This is a genomic window from Aquimarina hainanensis (assembly GCF_042684685.1).
Lineage (GTDB): Bacteria > Bacteroidota > Bacteroidia > Flavobacteriales > Flavobacteriaceae > Aquimarina > Aquimarina hainanensis.
The window spans coordinates 364,654-383,044 of sequence record NZ_JBHULX010000039.1 but is presented as its reverse complement, the minus strand read 5'-3'; the positions used below and the strand labels follow the sequence as shown (position 1 = coordinate 383,044).

The following is an 18,391-nucleotide window of genomic DNA, read 5'->3' as shown; positions in this document are numbered from 1 at the left end:
AGACTGTTTTATAACAATATATTTCATATTTAAGATAGGTTTTGAGTATTTTTACAGCACACAAACTCAAACTTAATATAACATGAAAACTCATTTTTTATGGTTAGCATGCCTATTCTTTATTGGCATCAGTTATTCTCAAACTAATAACTACTGGACCCCAGCTACAATTTCAAAAAGTAATATTGTACAGCCCTCTAAAAAAGAATTGTCCAACAACACTATTTTAGGTCTCAATCTGGAGGGAATAAAAAAAGCCTTGCAAAAGGCTCCGCTTAAAAGCAAAACAACAGCTTCTTCATTAACCATTCAATTTCCTGATAAAAACGGGGAATTAAAAACGTATCGTATTTTCGAAAGAACAGTTTTGCACCCGGAGCTCGCTAAAGAATTTCCTGATATAAAATCGTATACAGGTATCAATGTGAATGATAAGGCAACACTAATACATTTTAGTATCGCTTCGGATGGTTTCCACGGAATGATAACTTCCCCAAACAAAATTGCTACTTATATTGATCCATACACAAAAAACAATGCTTCGTATGTTCTTTATTCAAAAAGTGATTTATCTGCAAGAAGTAATTTTGCCTGCGCAGTAGAGGATCAAGTGTCTACAAAACAAGTAAGCAACCCACTTCTTAAAAATGCAAATGATGGTAAATTAAGAACCTACCGTCTGGCAATTGCCTGTACTGGGGAATATTCACAATTTCACCTAAATAATCAAGGAGTTCCTTCCAGTGCTTCTGATGCAACAAAAAAGGCAGCAGTTCTTTCTGCCATGAATACAACAATGACCCGTGTAAATGGTATTTATGAAAGAGATCTTGGTGTAACCATGCAATTGGTACCCAATAACACAAAAATCATATACTTAAATGCTAGTACTGATGGTCTGTCTAATAATAATGCCGGAGCGCTTATCGGAGAAAGTCAGCGAGTATGCGACAGAGAAATTGGAAGTAGTAATTACGACATTGGACACACATTTAGTACTGGTGGAGGTGGTCTTGCTGGACTTGGTGTTGTATGCCGTAACGGTAGTAAAGGAAGAGGAATCACCGGTTCGAGTAACCCGATTTCTGATCCATATGATATTGACTATGTCGCACATGAAATAGGACATCAATTTGGTGCCAATCACACTTTTAATAATGCTTGTGGAGGAAATAGAAATAGCTCTACTGCCATGGAACCAGGTAGTGGAAATACAATTATGAGTTATGCGGGAATCTGTTCTCCAAACGTTCGTAATAATAGTGATGATCACTTTCATGCAATTAGTATTCAAGAGATGTGGAATCATGTATCCAGCACTTCCTGTGCAGTAAGTAGCAATACAGGAAACAATGCTCCAACAGCCAATGCAGGTGCTAATTATACAATCCCAAAATCAACTCCCTTTATCCTGAAAGGTAGTGCTACTGATGCAGATGGAGATGCTCTTACCTATAACTGGGAACAAATGGATAATCAAATAGCAACCATGCCTCCTAATAGTTCCTCTTCTTCTGGACCTGCTTTTCGTTCTTATCCATCAAGCAGTTCTCCGGATCGCTATATGCCTAAATTATCAACTGTAATCGGCGGAAGTACTTCTTCTACCTGGGAAGTTGTTCCTTCTGTTGCCCGAACAATGAAATTCAGACTTACTGTAAGGGATAATCATGCCGGTGGAGGAAATTCGGCATCTGATAACATGACGGTTAGCGTAAGTGGTAATGCTGGTCCTTTTGTGATCAATAGCCCTAATACCAATGTCAGCTGGTCTGCCAACTCTTCTCAGACGGTAACATGGAATGTAGCTGGAACTACAGCTAATGGTATTAATGCTGCTAATGTAGATATTCTATTATCTACTGATGGAGGAAACACCTACCCTATTACATTAGCTAGTAATGTTACAAACGATGGATCACATACGATAACAGTACCTAATAATCAGGGAAGTCAAAACCGAATCATGGTTAGAGGAAGTAACCATATATTCTATGATATATCTAACGCCAACTTTACCATCACAGGAGGTGGTTCCGGCGATACACAAGCTCCTAGTACACCAACTGCATTAGCAGCTTCTAACGCTACTCAAACCACTATTGATTTGAACTGGACTGCTTCAACAGATAATGTAGGAGTAACGGGTTATGACGTCTATGCAGGAAATACAATGATTGGGACTGCTACCGCTACATCTTATACAGCTACAGGATTAACTCCGGATACTTCGTATACTTTTAAAGTTAAAGCAAAAGATGCTGCCGGTAATATGTCACAATTCAGTAATACTGCCACTTTATCTACATTACCTGGTACTGGAGGAGACGGTTGTACTAATGGTATTTCTTCTTTCCCTTATAAACAAGGTTTTGAAAATACAATAGGTAACTGGATACAGTCAACGAATGACAACCTAAATTGGACAGTGGATGCTAACGGAACCCCTTCTAGAAATACAGGTCCTTCAAATGCAGCACAAGGAACGTATTACTTATATATAGAAGCTTCTGGATCTGGATTCCCTAGAAAAAGAGCTATTATTACTTCTCCTTGCCTTGATCTTACCAATATAAATCAAGCAAGTTTTGCCTTTAAATATCATATGTACGGAGCAAGCTCTATGGGAAGTCTCCATTTAGAAATTAGTAAGGACGGAGGAACCACATGGACTTCTATCTGGAATAAATCAGGTAATCAAGGAAATTCATGGAAATCCGCTACTATTGATCTAGGCTCCTATATTGGCAGTGGAGTTCAATTACGATTTAATGGGTTAACAGGAAATACCTGGCAAAGTGACATTGCAATAGATGATGTAGTACTCAGTTCTAATACTACTGACCCAACATGTACAGATGTTAATCTAACGATTAAGTTAGACAATTACCCTCGTGAAACCTCCTGGGAGATCAAAGACACGAATAATCAGACAGTTGCCAGCGGAGGTCCTTATACATCTGAACCAAGGGGAGCTACTGTAACCGCTACTAAATGTTTAGCTGCGGGGTCTTATACGTTTACTATTAAAGACACTTATGGTGATGGGATTTGCTGTAGCTATGGAAATGGTAATTACAAGTTAACTGCCGGAACAACCACTTTGGCTTCTGGAGGGCAATTTGCCGGAAGTGAATCCACCACCTTTACCATAGGGAATTTTGCCAAAGGAGTTGAAGTTGATTCTTTTGAAACTACTACTCAAAACAGTCTTGAGTTGTTTCCTAATCCTATAAAAGGAAATGAAATGTTAACGGTTATCCACTCTGGAAAAAAGGCATCTTTTATCCTTAGAGATATTGTTGGCAGAACGATTAAAAAAGGAACTATCAACAATAATACGATATCCTTCAAAGAGGTTAATAGCGGTGCATATCTATTGTCATTAATTATAGATGAAAAACACTCAACCCATCGGGTTATAAAAAAGTAATACCCCGTTTTGTGGGAAAAAGCAGGTATCGATCGGTACCTGCTTTTTTTATATCCAACTGCCCTGCTTCTTAGTACCATCTATTCCTGTAAAATATTACTGAAAAACCGTAATAAAACAATAGACTAACCACATAAATAATAAATTTTATTCAATTAATTAACATTTATGTTAAAAATATTTCAAAAAAACCTAAGAATTTCTACATTTGATTAACACAAATTTAAAACAAACCAAAAATTATGAAAAAACAATTATCATGGCTTCTATGCCTATGTTGTATTGGTATTGGGTACTCACAAACCAATAACTACTGGAAAAAGACCACGGTCAAATCCCAAACTAGTATCATTACAACTAAGAGAAATCTACCTAATAAAACAGTATTTGGATTAGATATAGAAGGCTTGAAAAAAGTTTTGAAAGGCTCTCCGTCAAGAGAAAAATCTGCTGGAAAATCGAACGTCATAGTTCAATTCCCGAATGCTAATGGAGATATGGAATCTTTCAAAATTTTTGAAGCCCCTGTAATGCATCCTGATCTGGCTGCCAAATATCCATCTATCAAATCATATGCAGGACAAGGTATCGATGATCCTACCGCAATCATCAGGTTTAGTATTGCTCCATCAGGCTTACAAAGTATGAAACTATCTGCTTCTGAAGGTTCGGTATTTATTGAGCCTTATACTACAGATGGAAGTTATACAATCTATAAAAGGTCAGAAAAGACCGCTACAGAAAGTAAATTACGTTGTTTAGTAGAAGAGAAAACTTCACATAAGAACTTTTCTGGTACAACCAAAAGAAATGCTGATGATGGTATTCTTCGCACTTTTAGGCTTGCAGTTTCTACCAACGGAGAGTATACGCAGTTTCATGGAGGAACAAAAGCAGGAGCAATGGCTGCTATCAATGCAACCATGACACGTGTAAATGGAGTCTATGAAAATGATTTTGGAATTACTATGGTATTAATTGCTAATAATGATGATGTTATTTATACCAATGCTAGTACAGACCCTTACTCTAATGGAAGTTTTAACAGCCAATTACAGTCTACCTTAACCAGTGTAATTGGAGAGGCTAATTACGATGTTGGGCATTTGTTTGCAAAAGCAGGAGACAACGGAAATGCAGGATGTATCGGTTGTGTATGTGTCAATAACCGTAAAGGGAGTGCTTTTACTTCCAGAGGAACTCCTGAAGGAGATGCTTTTGATATCGATTATGTAGCACACGAATTAGGACATCAATTTGGAGCAAATCACACTTTTACCATTAGAAACGAAGGAACGAATGCTCATTATGAACCTGGTAGTGGTAGTACTATTATGGGATATGCAGGAATTACAGGAGCCACTGATGTACAGCAAAACAGTGATCCGTACTTTCACTTTTTCTCAATTCAGCAGGTAACCAATTATGTAAAATCTACCAACTGTCAGACAAATACAAATACAGGGAATGCTGTTCCTACAGTAAATGCAGGAGCGGACTACACCATTCCGAAAGGAACTCCATTCGTACTTACAGGGCAGGCAAATGATACAGACGGAGATACATTAACATACTGCTGGGAACAAGCGGATGAAAATGACGCTTCATCTACATATCCAAGTGCTACAGGAACCTCTGGAGTAACTTTTAGGTCCTATAACCCTACTACAGATAACAAACGATATTTCCCAAGATTAGAAACGATCAAAACAGGAGCTACTTCCTGGCAATGGGAAGCAGTGCCTACTGTAGCTAGAACACTTAATTTCAGATTAACTGTACGAGATAATAAAGCTGGTGGAGCGGCTAATAACAGTGATGATATGAGAGTTACCGTTAATGGAACAGCAGGACCATTTGTTGTAAATGCTCCCAATACCAATGTATCTTGGCAGGCTGGAACATCTCAAAACGTTACCTGGGATGTAGCAGGAACAACTGGAAATGGAGTAAATGCAGCTACTGTAGATATTTTACTATCTACCGATGGAGGTGATACCTACCCTATTTCACTAGCCAGCGGAGTAACCAATGACGGATCACATTCAATTACAGTGCCGAATCAACCGGGAACACAAAACCGAATTATGGTAAAAGGAACAGCTCATATCTTTTTTGATATTTCTAATGCTAATTTTACGATAACAGGTAGTACTGGAGGAGATACACAAGCTCCTACAGTACCTGGTAATTTGACTGCATCAAACGCGACACAAACTACAATTGATTTAAGCTGGGATGCTTCAACCGATAACGTAGGTGTAACAGGTTATGAAATCTACCAGGGAAATACGCTGATAGAAACTGTTACTGGTACTTCATATACGGCAACTGGTTTATCTCCTGACACTTCTTATTCGTTCAAAATAAAAGCAAAAGATGCGGCTGGAAATACTTCTGGTTTTAGTAATACTGCTACTCTATCAACTCTTCCTGGTAATACAGGTACATGTGATGGAGGAGTGTCTTCATTCCCTTATAACGAAGGCTTTGAAAACACAATCGGAGCATGGACTCAAAACACAGATGATAATCGCAACTGGACTGTAGATGCTAATGGAACACCATCTAATAATACAGGACCTGCCAGTGCTGCACAAGGGACTTATTATGTATATATCGAAGCTTCTGGGAATGGAACAGGATACCCTAACAAAAGAGCCATCCTGACCTCTCCATGTTTTGATTTATCCGCTACAACACAAGCGACTTTTACCTTTCAGTATCATATGTATGGAGCCTCTTCTATGGGAAGTCTTGCAATTGAAGCCAGTAGTGATAATGGTGCTAGCTGGACATCAGTTTGGTCCAAATCAGGAAACCAAGGAAATTCATGGCAGTCTGCTACTATAGACCTATCCTCTTATACCGGAGGAGCTCTACAACTAAGGTTAAATGGAGTAACAGGTACAACCTGGAGAAGTGATATCGCAGTGGATGATGTAAAACTCTCTACAGGAACTATTACAAATCCATGTACAGATGTTAACTTATCAATCAAATTAGACAATTATCCAGAAGAAACTAGCTGGGAAATACTAAATAGTAACAATCAGGTAGTAGCTTCAGGAGGAACTTATGGTTCGCAACCTGATGGATCTACTGTTACAGAAACAGCTTGTTTAGAACCTGGTTCTTATACATTCAAGATTCTTGACAGCTATGGAGATGGTATCTGCTGTAGCTATGGAAACGGTTCTTATTCATTAACTTCTGGATCAACAACATTAGCTTCTGGAGGATCATTTGGTGCCTCAGAGTCTACTTCTTTTACTATCAGCAGTACTGCGAGAGGTATTAGCATTGATGACTTTAAAACAACAGAAGCTCCTAAAATATCAATATTACCGAATCCTTCTGCCAGTCATAGCATGCTATCAGTTATCACTCCTTATAAAAATGTAAACTATGAAATCCGTGATCTATTAGGTAGAAAAGTAGACTCCGGAGTTGTTTTAGAAAAATCAATACAATTAAAAAGTTTAAAATCAGGATATTACATTGTAAAGCTTAATGTGAATAATAAAATATCTAATCACAGACTTATTATCCAAAACAACTAAAAATAAAATATAACGTTTTTGTGTTAAAGCCACTAGATAGTATAACTATCTAGTGGTTTTTTAATGTAAAAAACCGCTCTGGAACCAAATAATCTTCCTCTAAAAAATGATCAAAAACCATTTTATAAAAAAACAATGCGTTTCATCGATTAAAGAGAATAAAATTTAAAATAAAGCTAGATCAGAATACGGTTAAACCGTAAATTTGCAGTCTAATTTAGCACTATGAAGAAAATTTTACTTGTACTTATTTTATTTTCTACCCTTTCCCATTATGGTCAGACCTTGTCAGAAACACATATTATATATGGTTATAAAAACATTATCATAATGGATAACGGGCAAAAATTTACCATTGTTAATGAAACTCCTTTTTATGAAGTTCACGACAATTCTATCCCTCAATTATATGAATTACAGGATCATGTATTACGCCTTAACAGAGTTATTGTTATGAGGGACGATGAAGGAACTTATAAAAAGCTGATCGAATGGGTAAAGCATCAAATGACTTTTTATGAATTGCGAAAAATAGACAGTTCACTTTATAAAGAGAATAAGATTACCAATTTAGATTCCATGATGGAATAACAATCTCAAAAAGAATATACGAGAAATTGTTATAATTCTAAGAAATGAAACTTAATTTCTGAATAAGTTGCTTAATACTCCCTATTCTTTATTATATCTATTGATCGTACTGCGTGATAATGTAAGGATTTGATTAAACTGATCTTCCAAGGTCAAATTAGAGTTATCTATTTCAATAGCCCCTTCTGCTTTCTTTAAGGGAGAATCTTTTCTGGTACTATCGATATGATCTCTATTCACTACATTTTTCAACACATCTTCATAGGTAACCTGATCTCCTCTTTTTATCAATTCTTTATACCTGCGTTCTGCTCGATCTTTAGCTGTTGCTGTCATAAACAATTTTAATTCAGCATCCGGAAATACAACAGTTCCAATATCCCTTCCATCCATAACTACACCTTTATCTCTTCCCATTAATTGCTGCTGCTCTACAAGTTTTTTTCGAACTTCAGATATAGCGGCAACCTGACTCACATGCCTAGATACTGATAGGTTTCTAATTTCTTTTTCTACATTTTCTTCATTCAATAAAACTTCAGCTAACCTAGTGGTTTGATTTACTTCGAATTTTATATGTATATCCGGTAAAGAATTAATGAGACGATCTACATCAAAATGTGTTTGATCTATTATTTTATTTCTCATTGCATATAAGGTTACCGATCGGTACATGGCGCCAGTATCTACATAAATGTACCCCAAGGTTTTTGCTAATTGCTTTGCTACAGTGCTTTTCCCTGTTGATGAAAATCCATCAATAGCTATAATTATTTTCTTATCAGACACGCTTTGTTTATTATTTAAATAGTAGAAACTAAAAACAGGCTAATTTACGTATTAGATACCAAATCCATCACAGATTTTACATAAAAAAACCGGAATACTCCAAGAGTACTCCGGTTTTTATTCATTGAATCTCTTTGATTACTTTATGATCAAACTATCTATCTCGGGACATCCCGAATTAAGAGCTATTTTCTATATCATGTTTTCCCTGCTTGCTTACAGCTAGGCTTTGCCTTAAAACTTTTTAGCGTTTTTTACTTTACTTTTTGTCAGCGCAATATCCAAAACTTCACTCATTTCTGTTACGTAATGAAATTTTAAACCTTTGAGATATTCCTGCTTAATCTCATCAATATCTCTTTTGTTTTCTGCACAAAGTAAAATTTCTTTTATACTAGCTCTTTTAGCAGCTAAAATTTTCTCTTTAATTCCACCAACTGGTAGTACTTTTCCTCTAAGGGTAATTTCCCCGGTCATAGCTATTCCTTTTTTCACTTTTTGCTGTGTAAACAAAGAAACCAAAGAAGTAAGCATCGTTACCCCGGCACTAGGACCGTCTTTAGGAGTAGCTCCTTCCGGTACATGAATATGAACATTGTATTTTTCAAAAATAGTAGGATTAATTCCTAGTTCTTCTGCATTTGCTTTGATATATTCCATAGCAATGGTAGAAGATTCTTTCATTACCTTCCCCAAGTTACCCGTAATTGTCAGGTTTCCTTTTCCTTTGGATATAATTGATTCTATGAATAAGATATCTCCTCCTACACTAGTCCACGCTAAACCGGTTACAACTCCAGCTACATCATTATTCTCATATTTATCCCGTTCTAATTTAGGAGCTCCCAATATCTCGACGATGTCTTCATTGGTAATTTTGACATTATACTCCTCCTCCATCGCAATATTTTTAGCCGCATAACGGACTACTTTTGCTATTTGTTTTTCCAACCCTCTTACTCCGGATTCTCTGGTATAGCCTTCTACAATTTTTTCTAACTGTACTTTTCCTATTTTTAGATGTTTAGTATCTAGCCCATGCTCTACTAACTGTTTTGGCAATAAGTGCTGTTTAGCAATTTCTACCTTTTCTTCTATGGTATACCCTGTCACATTAATAATCTCCATACGATCTCTTAGTGCTGGTTGTATGGTATTTAGACTATTAGATGTCGCAACAAACATTACCTTGGACAGGTCAAATCCTACTTCTAAGAAATTGTCATAAAACTCTGAATTTTGCTCAGGATCCAATACTTCTAACAAGGCAGAAGACGGGTCTCCCTGATTCCCCACGGATAGCTTATCAATTTCATCCAGCACAAATACCGGATTACTAGTTCCTGCTTTCTTAAGACTCTGAATAATTCTTCCTGGCATAGCTCCTATATAGGTCTTTCTATGTCCTCTGATCTCTGCTTCATCTCTAAGCCCTCCCAGAGAAATTCTTACGTACTCTCTCCCTAAGGCTTCTGCTATCGATTTCCCTAAAGAAGTTTTTCCTACTCCCGGAGGTCCATACAGACATAAAATAGGAGATTTCATATCATTGCGCAGTTTTAATACGGCCAGATACTCTATAATTCGTTCTTTTACTTTATCAAGTCCATAGTGATCCCGATCCAAAATTTCTTTTGCTTTCTTCAGGTCAAATTTATCAGTACTATACTCTTCCCACGGAAGGTCCAGAAACAAATCGAGGTAATTTCGCTGAATAGAATATTCCGCCACCTGAGGATTCATTCGCTGGATTTTTGACAATTCTTTGTCAAAGTGTTTTTTTACATCCTCATTCCATTTTTTATCTTTACTACGCTGGCGCATTTCCTCTATTTCATCTTCATGAGAAACCCCTCCTAGCTCTTCCTGAATGGTTTTCATTTGTTGATGTAGAAAATACTCTCGTTGCTGCTGGCTCATATCATGTTGAACCTTATTCTGAATGTCATTTCTAAGTTCTAATTTCTGAAACTCTACATTCATATAACGAAGGGTAACCAGCGCTCGTTCACTTAAGTCATTAATTTCTAGTATTTTTTGTTTTTCATCAACTGGCAAATTGAGGTTTGATGATACAAAATTTATTAGAAATGAGCTACTCTCTATATTTTTAATCGCAAATGATGCTTCAGAAGGAATATTGGGACTCTCTTTGATAATTTCTAATGCCAGATCTTTAATTGAGTCTATAATTGCCTTGAATTCCTGATTATCATTTGCAGGTCTTTCTTCGGCTACCTCCTTAATCTTAGCTTTGATATATGGTTCTTCCTCTACAAACTCATCAATCTCAAATCTCTTTTTCCCCTGAAGAATAACTGTCGTATTTCCATCAGGCATTTTTAAAACCCTTAGAATTCTTGCGACAACTCCTATCCTATTTATATCATTTACTGAAGGATTTTCAATCTCTTCTTCTTTTTGAGAAACTACCCCAATAGTTTTATCTCCGTTATTAGCTTCATTAATTAGCTTGATCGACTTATCCCTTCCTGCAGTTATAGGAATAACTACTCCGGGAAATAATACAGTATTTCGCAATGGTAAAATAGGAATACAATCTGGTAAGTCTTCTTTATTAATTTCCTCTTCATCCTCAGGTGTCATTAAAGGGATCAATTCTGCATCTTCATTAATTCCTTGAAATGACAAACTGTCAACTGTTATAAATTTGGATTTAGTCATATGTATATATCAAAAGCCATTTTGTCACAAAAACAAAATAAGACTTCTATTTATTTTTTTGTTTAAAGCTCATAATAAGGAACATACAAAATAATCATATCAATTATTTAACTTCCTTTATCCGTGTAAGTCAATTGTTATGCCAGAAAATAAAAAAAAAATTTCCTAAACTGTAACAAAAAGTGACATTACATATCTTTAATGTAAAAATAACCTGATTTTTTGAAACTAACCCAACTAAATACAGAACAACTTGTAAATAAATGTCGGAATAAAGATCAACATGCTCAGATGGAGATCTATAGGCGATATTATAAAGCAATGTATAATACTGCATATAGAATTCTAAAAAATGGTATGGACGCGGAAGACATCATGCAAGAGGCATTTTTAAATGCATTTACGAAACTAGAAAAATTAGAAAATGATAAATTATTTGGACCCTGGCTAAAAAGAATTGTAATTAATTTAAGCCTGTCACATATTAAAAAAAGTAAACCGAATGACGAATTAGATTGGGATCGTGTAGAACATACTTTACACGATGATGATCAAGGTGTATCGGAAGAAGACACATCAACTACTTCTATTACATCTAAAATAGTACAGACCCTGCATACCCTAAAACAGAACTATAGTACTATTTTATCTTTACATCTTATCGAGGGATATGATTATGACGAGATCTGTGATATTATGGATATTACTCCTGCTAATTGTAGAACAATGATCTCCAGAGCTAAAGAAAGTTTACGAAAAAAAATTGAAATCGCATGAAAGAAGATGAATTAGACAAGCTTTTTGACTCTATAGAAGATTCCTTTGATATCTATGAGCCTTCTGAGAATCACGAAGCTAAATTTTTGAAAAAATTAAAACAGCAATCCGACGTCAAAGTAGTACCTATTGCTCCTAAAAAAAGAAACTGGGTATCTATAGTCAGTATTGCCGCTTCTATCGCCATTCTTATGGGAATTTTTATCCCCAAAATGATGACGACAGAAGAAGAAACTGCTGATTTAGCAACTATTTCTCCCAAAATGGAAGAAACGCAAGATTTCTTTACCAAAGCAATTGCTTATCAATTAGAAGAAATAGAACAACTGAGCTCAGAAAACACAGAAGACCTTGTCAAAGATGCCATGAGTCAACTGCGTAAACTGGAAAAAAATTACGATAAATTAAAAATTGATCTTGTTCAAAGCGGCTATAATAAAAAAGTGATTAGCGCTATGATTAAAAACTTTCAAAAAAGAAGCTCACTATTAGAACAAGTTCTAGAAAAAATAGAAGAAATTAACGAATTAAAATTGCAAGAAAATGAAACTGATATTCTCTAAAATCCTCTGGGTATTATTCTGTATCCCTACCCTATTACTCGCGAATGGTCCTACGTTTAAAAACGGGAAATACACCAAAGAAAAAGCAATAAAAAAAGAGTTCTCAGTTTCTAATGACGCCTTATTAGTAATAAACAACTCTTATGGAAATCTTGACATCACATCCTGGGATCAGGATAAAATCGTTATCGATGTCGTTGTCAAGGTTAGCGGAAATGACAAAGAAAAAGTGCTTGAAAAACTAGATAACATTAGCATTTCTTTTGAGAGTTATAATAAAAGTCAGGTAAAAGCAAGAACCATTTTCAAAAAGAATACTTCTTCTTGGTGGAGTAAACTCATGACAAACTGGAAAAATAGTCAGGTGAACATGCAAATTAACTATGTTGTAAAAATCCCTGCTACTAATAGTGTTAATCTGACCAATGACTATGGAACAATCACACTGGATACCATTGAAGGAGATGCCAAAATAAATTGTGATTACGGTCAGGTATTACTAAACAATCTTCTGGGAGATAACAACACTATCAATATAGATTATACGCATAACAGCGTCATAAAATACATGAAAAATGGAACTATCAATGCCGATTATTCTGATTTTGATTTAGAAAAAGCCGGAACCGTAAAGCTTGTTGCTGATTATTCTCAATCTCATATAACCACAATTGACGACCTGACATACAGTTGCGATTATGGAAGTCTGAAAATAAAAAAAGGAAATACTATAAACGGAAACGGAGATTATCTAAATACAAAAATAACCAGTGTGAGCAATAGTCTTAAGATTAACTCTGACTACGGATCTCTAAAAATATATAACCTGGAACCAACGATTAATGAAGTAGCTATCAAAACGAGTTATGTAGGAGTAGATGTTGGTTTTGATCCAACTTGTAATTTTGACTTTTCGATCAAAACATCCTATGGCGGTATCAAATTAGATGAAGATATTACACTCAACGTCAAAGATCGAAGCTCACATTCCAAACACTATCAGGGATTCTATGGGACATCGGATACTAATAACAACATCACCATTACTTCCAGTTATGGTGGAGTAAGCTTAAAGAAAAAATAAACAATAACTAATTATAATATTCATCATCAATCATGCGAACAGTAACAACCATAATCACATTAACACTGTTAACAGTGTTTACATCTGCCAATGCTCAGTTTTTTGGGAATAAAAAAGTAAAAGGAAACAGAGATATTACCACTACTCACCGAACAACGGGTTCCTACGATAAAATCAGTGCAAGAGGAAATATTGACGTATTACTCATCGAAGGGAAAGAAGGTGATATCACGATCAAAGCCGAAAGTAATTTTATGGAATATATCGTTACCGAAACTCGTGAAAACACATTGGTTATAAAGGTAAAGAATGGGGTTTCTTTAAGACCTTCCAGAAACAAGAACATTGAAGTTACTGTTCCATACAGGGACATTACAGCAGTATCAGTATCTGGTTCCGGAAAAGTTGAAGGAGAAAGTGCTATCAAAAGTGATACTTTTAAAACTAAAGTTTCTGGATCTGGAGATGTTATCCTATCGATAAATGCCAATGTAGTAGAAGCAGCTGTATCAGGATCAGGAGATATTTCACTGACAGGAACGACTACTATCTTCAAAGCCAAAGTATCTGGATCTGGAGATGTAGAAGCGGATAGTCTAAAAGCAAAAGAAGTGTATGCTGCTGTATCCGGATCAGGAGACATCAGTGCGAATGCCACGAATCTGATTAATGGCAAAGTAATGGGGTCTGGAGATATAACTTATTCAGGTTCACCACAGAAGAGAGATACTAAAGTATCCGGATCTGGAAGCATCAGGTCGAAATAATCGTCTTTTCGTCTAAAAAAGCGCATTGTATATCATATAATGCGCTTTTTTTTGTTTTTATTTATATAATTTTCGAATTAATCGTAAATTAAAGACTATTATTTACCCCAAAATACATAACTGTGTTATTTTTACCTAAAAAAGAAATACCATTGAGGGATTTTATTCCTCATAATTATATCGACATACATTCGCATATTCTACCTGGAATAGACGATGGTGTCAAAACAATTTATGAAGCTGCTTTCTTAATTGAAAAATTCGCAAGTTTAGGAATCAAAAAAATAATCACTACTCCACATATCATGCAGCAGGTATGGCCAAATACCAGTGAAATTATAACTCAAAAATTATCAGAGATTCAGGCTCTGGTCAATACACTCGACATCCCATCAATAGAAATACTCGCAGGAGCTGAATATATGCTGGATGATTTATTTCAGCAACGGTTAAAAAACAAAGATATTCTCCCCATAGCAAATACCTACGTTCTTATAGAGATGTCTACATTTAGTGCTCCTCTAAACCTTAATGAGTTATTGTTCGAAATTAAACTTGCTGGTTACACCCCTTTATTGGCACACCCAGAACGTTATACTTTTTATAACTCTATAAAAGAATTCGAAGCATTAAAAAGACAAGGGGTATTATTCCAAATGAACTTACTTTCATTATCCGGGTATTACGGGGCAAAAGTAAAGGAAACAGCTATCAAATTGATGAATGCCGGATTTATGGATTTTACCGGATCCGATATTCATAACAATCATCAGTTCGAGACATTAGAAAAAGGGTTTCCATCCAAGTTAATCAAGAAATTGCTTCCTATTATGCAACGAAATCGATTCTTTAATCGATAAAGTACGATTTCTCTACCTATCCTTTTATACATCCCAAAAGAATTCTTTGCTCGAATTATAAAAAAGCGCTTAACTTCGATTACTTTCCATATCCATATCCATAACTATAGCCCAGTTTATTTCTGGAAGCATTCAATAATACAGCCATATTAGGCAACCTTTTATTCTGGTACAGGTTTTCTGGAATTTCTAAAATACGTTTGTCTGAGTAATTTTCTCTTACAACATAGATACATATATCTGCAAGCGCACTGATGAGTAAGGTATCTGTAACTAAACTCACTGGTGCAGTATCTACTACCACATAATCATAGTTTTTCTCCAAATACTCAAACATTACTTTTACTTTGTCTTGCATAAGTAATTCTGCAGGGTTTGGAGGGATCACTCCTGAGCATAAAATATCAAATGGATCTTCAGTTTCCTGATGTAGAATAACATCCTCAGGACTCAGGTCAGGTGTCATTATATAATTCGTAAATCCTACCGTTTCTTTTCCATTGGGAAGCTTTACAAATTCATGAAACTTAGGATCTCTAAAGTCAGTTCCTACAAAGATTACTTTCTTTCCGGAAATCGCTAATGTTTTTGCCAGGTTACAAGAAATCAATGTCTTTCCTTCTCCAGAAATTGTAGACGTTACAAAAACAACTTTTCCTGTTTTCTTTGCATTTCCAGCCATCAGGAAATCCAGATTGGTTCTCAATATTCTGAATGCCTCAGAAATACCGGATCTACTTGTTCTGGAGATAACAATCTTTGCTTTATTTTTTATAATGGGTATCGTTCCTAACATCGGCATAGAAGTATTCTTCTCCAGCTCTTCTTTAGAACTTACTCTAATGTTTAGTAAATCGGATAAATAAATAATCACAAACGGAATTAATAACCCTGCTAATAATGCAACGAGATATGTCATCTTTTTATTAGGGGATACTAATCTGGCACTCAATACAGAAGCCTTGTCAATTACCTTGGTATTTGATAAAGTAATATGACTGGTTATTTCTGCTTCTTCTCTCTTTTGCAATAAATAGAGATACAATTGTTCTTTTATGGTTTGCTCTCTTTCTATGACTCTAAGATCCTTTTGCCTTTTTGGCGCATTGTATAGTTTCCCACTAAAATATCGATCTTGCGTCTGAAGACTTCCTAATTGAATTTTAATGGTGCTTTTAAGACTGTTCAAACTACCGATAAGTACTTGCCGTAGTCCATCAATCTGCTCATCAATATTAACAACTACAGGGTTCTGAACACTGGATGTTTTTAACAATCGTTTCCTCTGTAATGTCAATGCATTATACTTTCCTACATTATTGGTAATTGTTATATCATCAAACCCTAGATTAGATGGAATTAAATCATATCTTCCTTCCTGACTTAATATGAATCGTCTCATGGATTCTATCAAACTTAATTTGGTATTCAAACGCGAAATTTCCTGTACATTTCTGGAATCAATGTCTGCAACACGCTCAGTCTGAGTTTCAATATTATTAGTTAACCCAAATTTTGACTTATACCCTGCAGCTTCGTCATCTACTTCTGATAAGTCTCCTGAGATTAGATCCAATCGATTATTGATGAAATCAGCTGTTCTTGCAGAAACTGTTTTTTTATTACCAATAGTAAATTTATTGTATTCTTCTACTAAATTATTCAGAATATCAGTTGCTTTTTGCTTTACACCATCACTTAGTGATATTCTGACGATAGAAGATCCTCTTCTGGCAATCCCTACAGATATTTTTTCTCTATATCGTTCTACCGTATTCGCTACGGGAGAGATTTTAATTTTAATAATTTTACCAATATTGGCTTTGATTACATCCACATTAGGAGTAATTACCACATCCCCTATTGATGTATTAATTGTCTTTCCAAAGGAATGTTCGTTGATAACATTACCATCCTTATCAACTAATGAAAAAGAAGTCTCTGAATTAACGAGTACATTAAAATGTTTAAACCTGTTTTTAACAATCGAATCCTCCGATAAAAAATTAATCTCTACTGCAGCTTTGGGATAGCTTTCAACTTCCAGAATTCTCCCATCTGTAAAATACTGAACATTTAATTTCAGATTATCTACAACGTTGGAAATAATTCTTCGGGATTTTATAATTTGCAGTTCGTTTTCAATAGCATTTCTAGTGTCATCAAGAATCCCTAAGTCTTTGAACGCTGATAATTCTGATTGTCCAATATTATCATCCTGGGAGATCAATACTGTAGAAGACACACTATACTGAGGAATTGTATAACGTATTTTCAAAAAAGCAATAGATACACAAATTACTGCTCCTAATAAGAACCAATACCATTTTTTTAAATACCTAATGATTTGCTCTCGTATGTAATACCCTGTTATAGAAGTAGTACTTTTCCCATTAGTGTTGAACGCATTCTTCAATGCATCATTATCCTCTGTTTTTTCTATATTAGAAAACATAACTTATTCTATCTTAAAAGTATCGCCAAACCGGATAGTGCTACCCCGACAATACTCATAATAATTCCAAATGTATTTGTATCTCTGTTTGCTTTTGAACTTCTTACTCTGGCCTTATTAGGTTCTACATACAGCACATCATTTTGTGCCAAATAATAAACTGGTGAATTAAAGAGCTCTTTGGAAGTTAAATTCACTTTGTGATACACATTTACACCATCTTTTTCTCTTATCACACTAATATTTTCCCTTTTTCCTAAGATAGTCAAATCACCTGCGAGTCCTAATGCTTCTATTATTGTAATTCGCTCATTTGGTATCGTATACGATCCTGGTCTGTTTACTTCTCCTATAACCGTAATTTTAAAATTCATTAAACGAACATTAACAATCGGTTCTTTTATATAGATACGAAGTTTTTCTTTTATTAATTCTTTTACCTGGATTCTGGTTAGTCCTGCTACTTTTAATTCTCCCAGTACCGGGAAATCAATTAAACCATTCTCGTCAATAAGATAGGTAGGATTCGCTGCTTGTCCTCCTACAGCAGGTGGCTGTCCCGAAGCACCAGTGGAAGTCCCCTGTGTCATATTAAAAGGTCTTGCTGCTTCCATATCCGTAGCCGAAACCAATACACTGATAATATCATCTACCTTAAAAACTGGAGTGAATGAATTTTTAGAAACAATTTCTTCGAGATTATCAGAATTTTGGAAATAGACTACATCTGTAGGTGTTTTACAAGAAAAAACTGATACTACAATAGATATGAGGGCGAATAACCTTAAATGTGGCATAAAATAGATGCTTTTGTGAAATTACTA

Annotated in this window: 12 protein-coding genes; 8 read left to right on the top strand and 4 right to left on the bottom strand. The window is 35.3% G+C overall.

The window, feature by feature from the left end; translation table 11 throughout:
* The first annotated feature begins 82 nt into the window (after positions 1–82).
* From ACFSTE_RS17640 to ACFSTE_RS17630, 3 genes are all read left to right on the top strand, one after another.
* Positions 83–3,433, top strand: a complete 3,351-nt coding sequence (locus ACFSTE_RS17640; RefSeq protein WP_378254715.1) for a reprolysin-like metallopeptidase — start codon at positions 83–85, stop codon at positions 3,431–3,433.
* Positions 3,434–3,675: 242 nt separating this feature from the next.
* Entirely contained in the window at positions 3,676–6,996 is a 3,321-nt protein-coding gene (locus ACFSTE_RS17635) for a reprolysin-like metallopeptidase (RefSeq protein ID WP_378254713.1), read from the top strand.
* 225 nt (positions 6,997–7,221) lie between these two features.
* Positions 7,222–7,587: a hypothetical protein gene (locus tag ACFSTE_RS17630; protein WP_378254711.1), complete on the top strand. Its 366-nt coding sequence runs from the start codon at positions 7,222–7,224 to the stop codon at positions 7,585–7,587.
* A gap of 81 nt (positions 7,588–7,668) precedes the next feature.
* Here ACFSTE_RS17630 and cmk read toward each other — a convergent pair whose 3' ends face one another.
* Positions 7,669–8,376: a (d)CMP kinase gene (gene cmk, locus ACFSTE_RS17625; protein WP_176030347.1), complete on the bottom strand. Its 708-nt coding sequence runs from the start codon at positions 8,374–8,376 to the stop codon at positions 7,669–7,671.
* 234 nt (positions 8,377–8,610) lie between these two features.
* Positions 8,611–11,061 carry an endopeptidase La gene (gene lon / locus ACFSTE_RS17620; RefSeq protein WP_378254708.1) on the bottom strand — a complete coding sequence of 817 codons (2,451 nt, stop codon included), beginning with the start codon at positions 11,059–11,061 and terminating at the stop codon, positions 8,611–8,613.
* A 291-nt stretch (positions 11,062–11,352) separates the two neighbouring features.
* On the opposite strand from lon, the gene ACFSTE_RS17615 reads away from it, so the two are divergent.
* The 5 genes from ACFSTE_RS17615 (at position 11,353) to ACFSTE_RS17595 (ending at position 15,112) form a co-directional block, all read left to right on the top strand.
* The gene (locus ACFSTE_RS17615; protein WP_378298313.1) at positions 11,353–11,838 is read left to right on the top strand and encodes an RNA polymerase sigma factor; all 486 of its coding nucleotides are present in this window, start codon (positions 11,353–11,355) and stop codon (positions 11,836–11,838) included.
* The gene (locus tag ACFSTE_RS17610) at positions 11,835–12,401 is read left to right on the top strand and encodes a hypothetical protein (RefSeq protein ID WP_176030350.1); all 567 of its coding nucleotides are present in this window, start codon (positions 11,835–11,837) and stop codon (positions 12,399–12,401) included. The genes ACFSTE_RS17615 and ACFSTE_RS17610 overlap by 4 nt, the downstream gene beginning before the upstream one ends.
* Positions 12,382–13,485: a hypothetical protein gene (locus ACFSTE_RS17605; RefSeq protein ID WP_378254706.1), complete on the top strand. Its 1,104-nt coding sequence runs from the start codon at positions 12,382–12,384 to the stop codon at positions 13,483–13,485. The genes ACFSTE_RS17610 and ACFSTE_RS17605 overlap by 20 nt, the downstream gene beginning before the upstream one ends.
* A 32-nt stretch (positions 13,486–13,517) precedes the next feature.
* Positions 13,518–14,252: a head GIN domain-containing protein gene (locus tag ACFSTE_RS17600; protein ID WP_378254704.1), complete on the top strand. Its 735-nt coding sequence runs from the start codon at positions 13,518–13,520 to the stop codon at positions 14,250–14,252.
* Between the two features lie 122 nt (positions 14,253–14,374).
* On the top strand, positions 14,375–15,112 hold the full coding sequence (locus tag ACFSTE_RS17595) for a tyrosine-protein phosphatase (protein ID WP_176030353.1): 738 nt from the start codon (positions 14,375–14,377) through the stop codon (positions 15,110–15,112).
* 79 nt (positions 15,113–15,191) lie between these two features.
* Here the strand turns inward: ACFSTE_RS17595 and ACFSTE_RS17590 are convergent, their stop codons facing one another.
* Together ACFSTE_RS17590 and ACFSTE_RS17585 are read right to left on the bottom strand one after the other, a co-directional pair.
* Complete coding sequence (locus ACFSTE_RS17590) at positions 15,192–17,567, bottom strand: GumC family protein (RefSeq protein ID WP_176030354.1); 2,376 nt, start codon at positions 17,565–17,567, stop codon at positions 15,192–15,194.
* Positions 17,568–17,575: 8 nt separating this feature from the next.
* Positions 17,576–18,364, bottom strand: a complete 789-nt coding sequence (locus tag ACFSTE_RS17585; RefSeq protein ID WP_378254701.1) for a polysaccharide biosynthesis/export family protein — start codon at positions 18,362–18,364, stop codon at positions 17,576–17,578.
* Positions 18,365–18,391 lie beyond the last annotated feature (27 nt).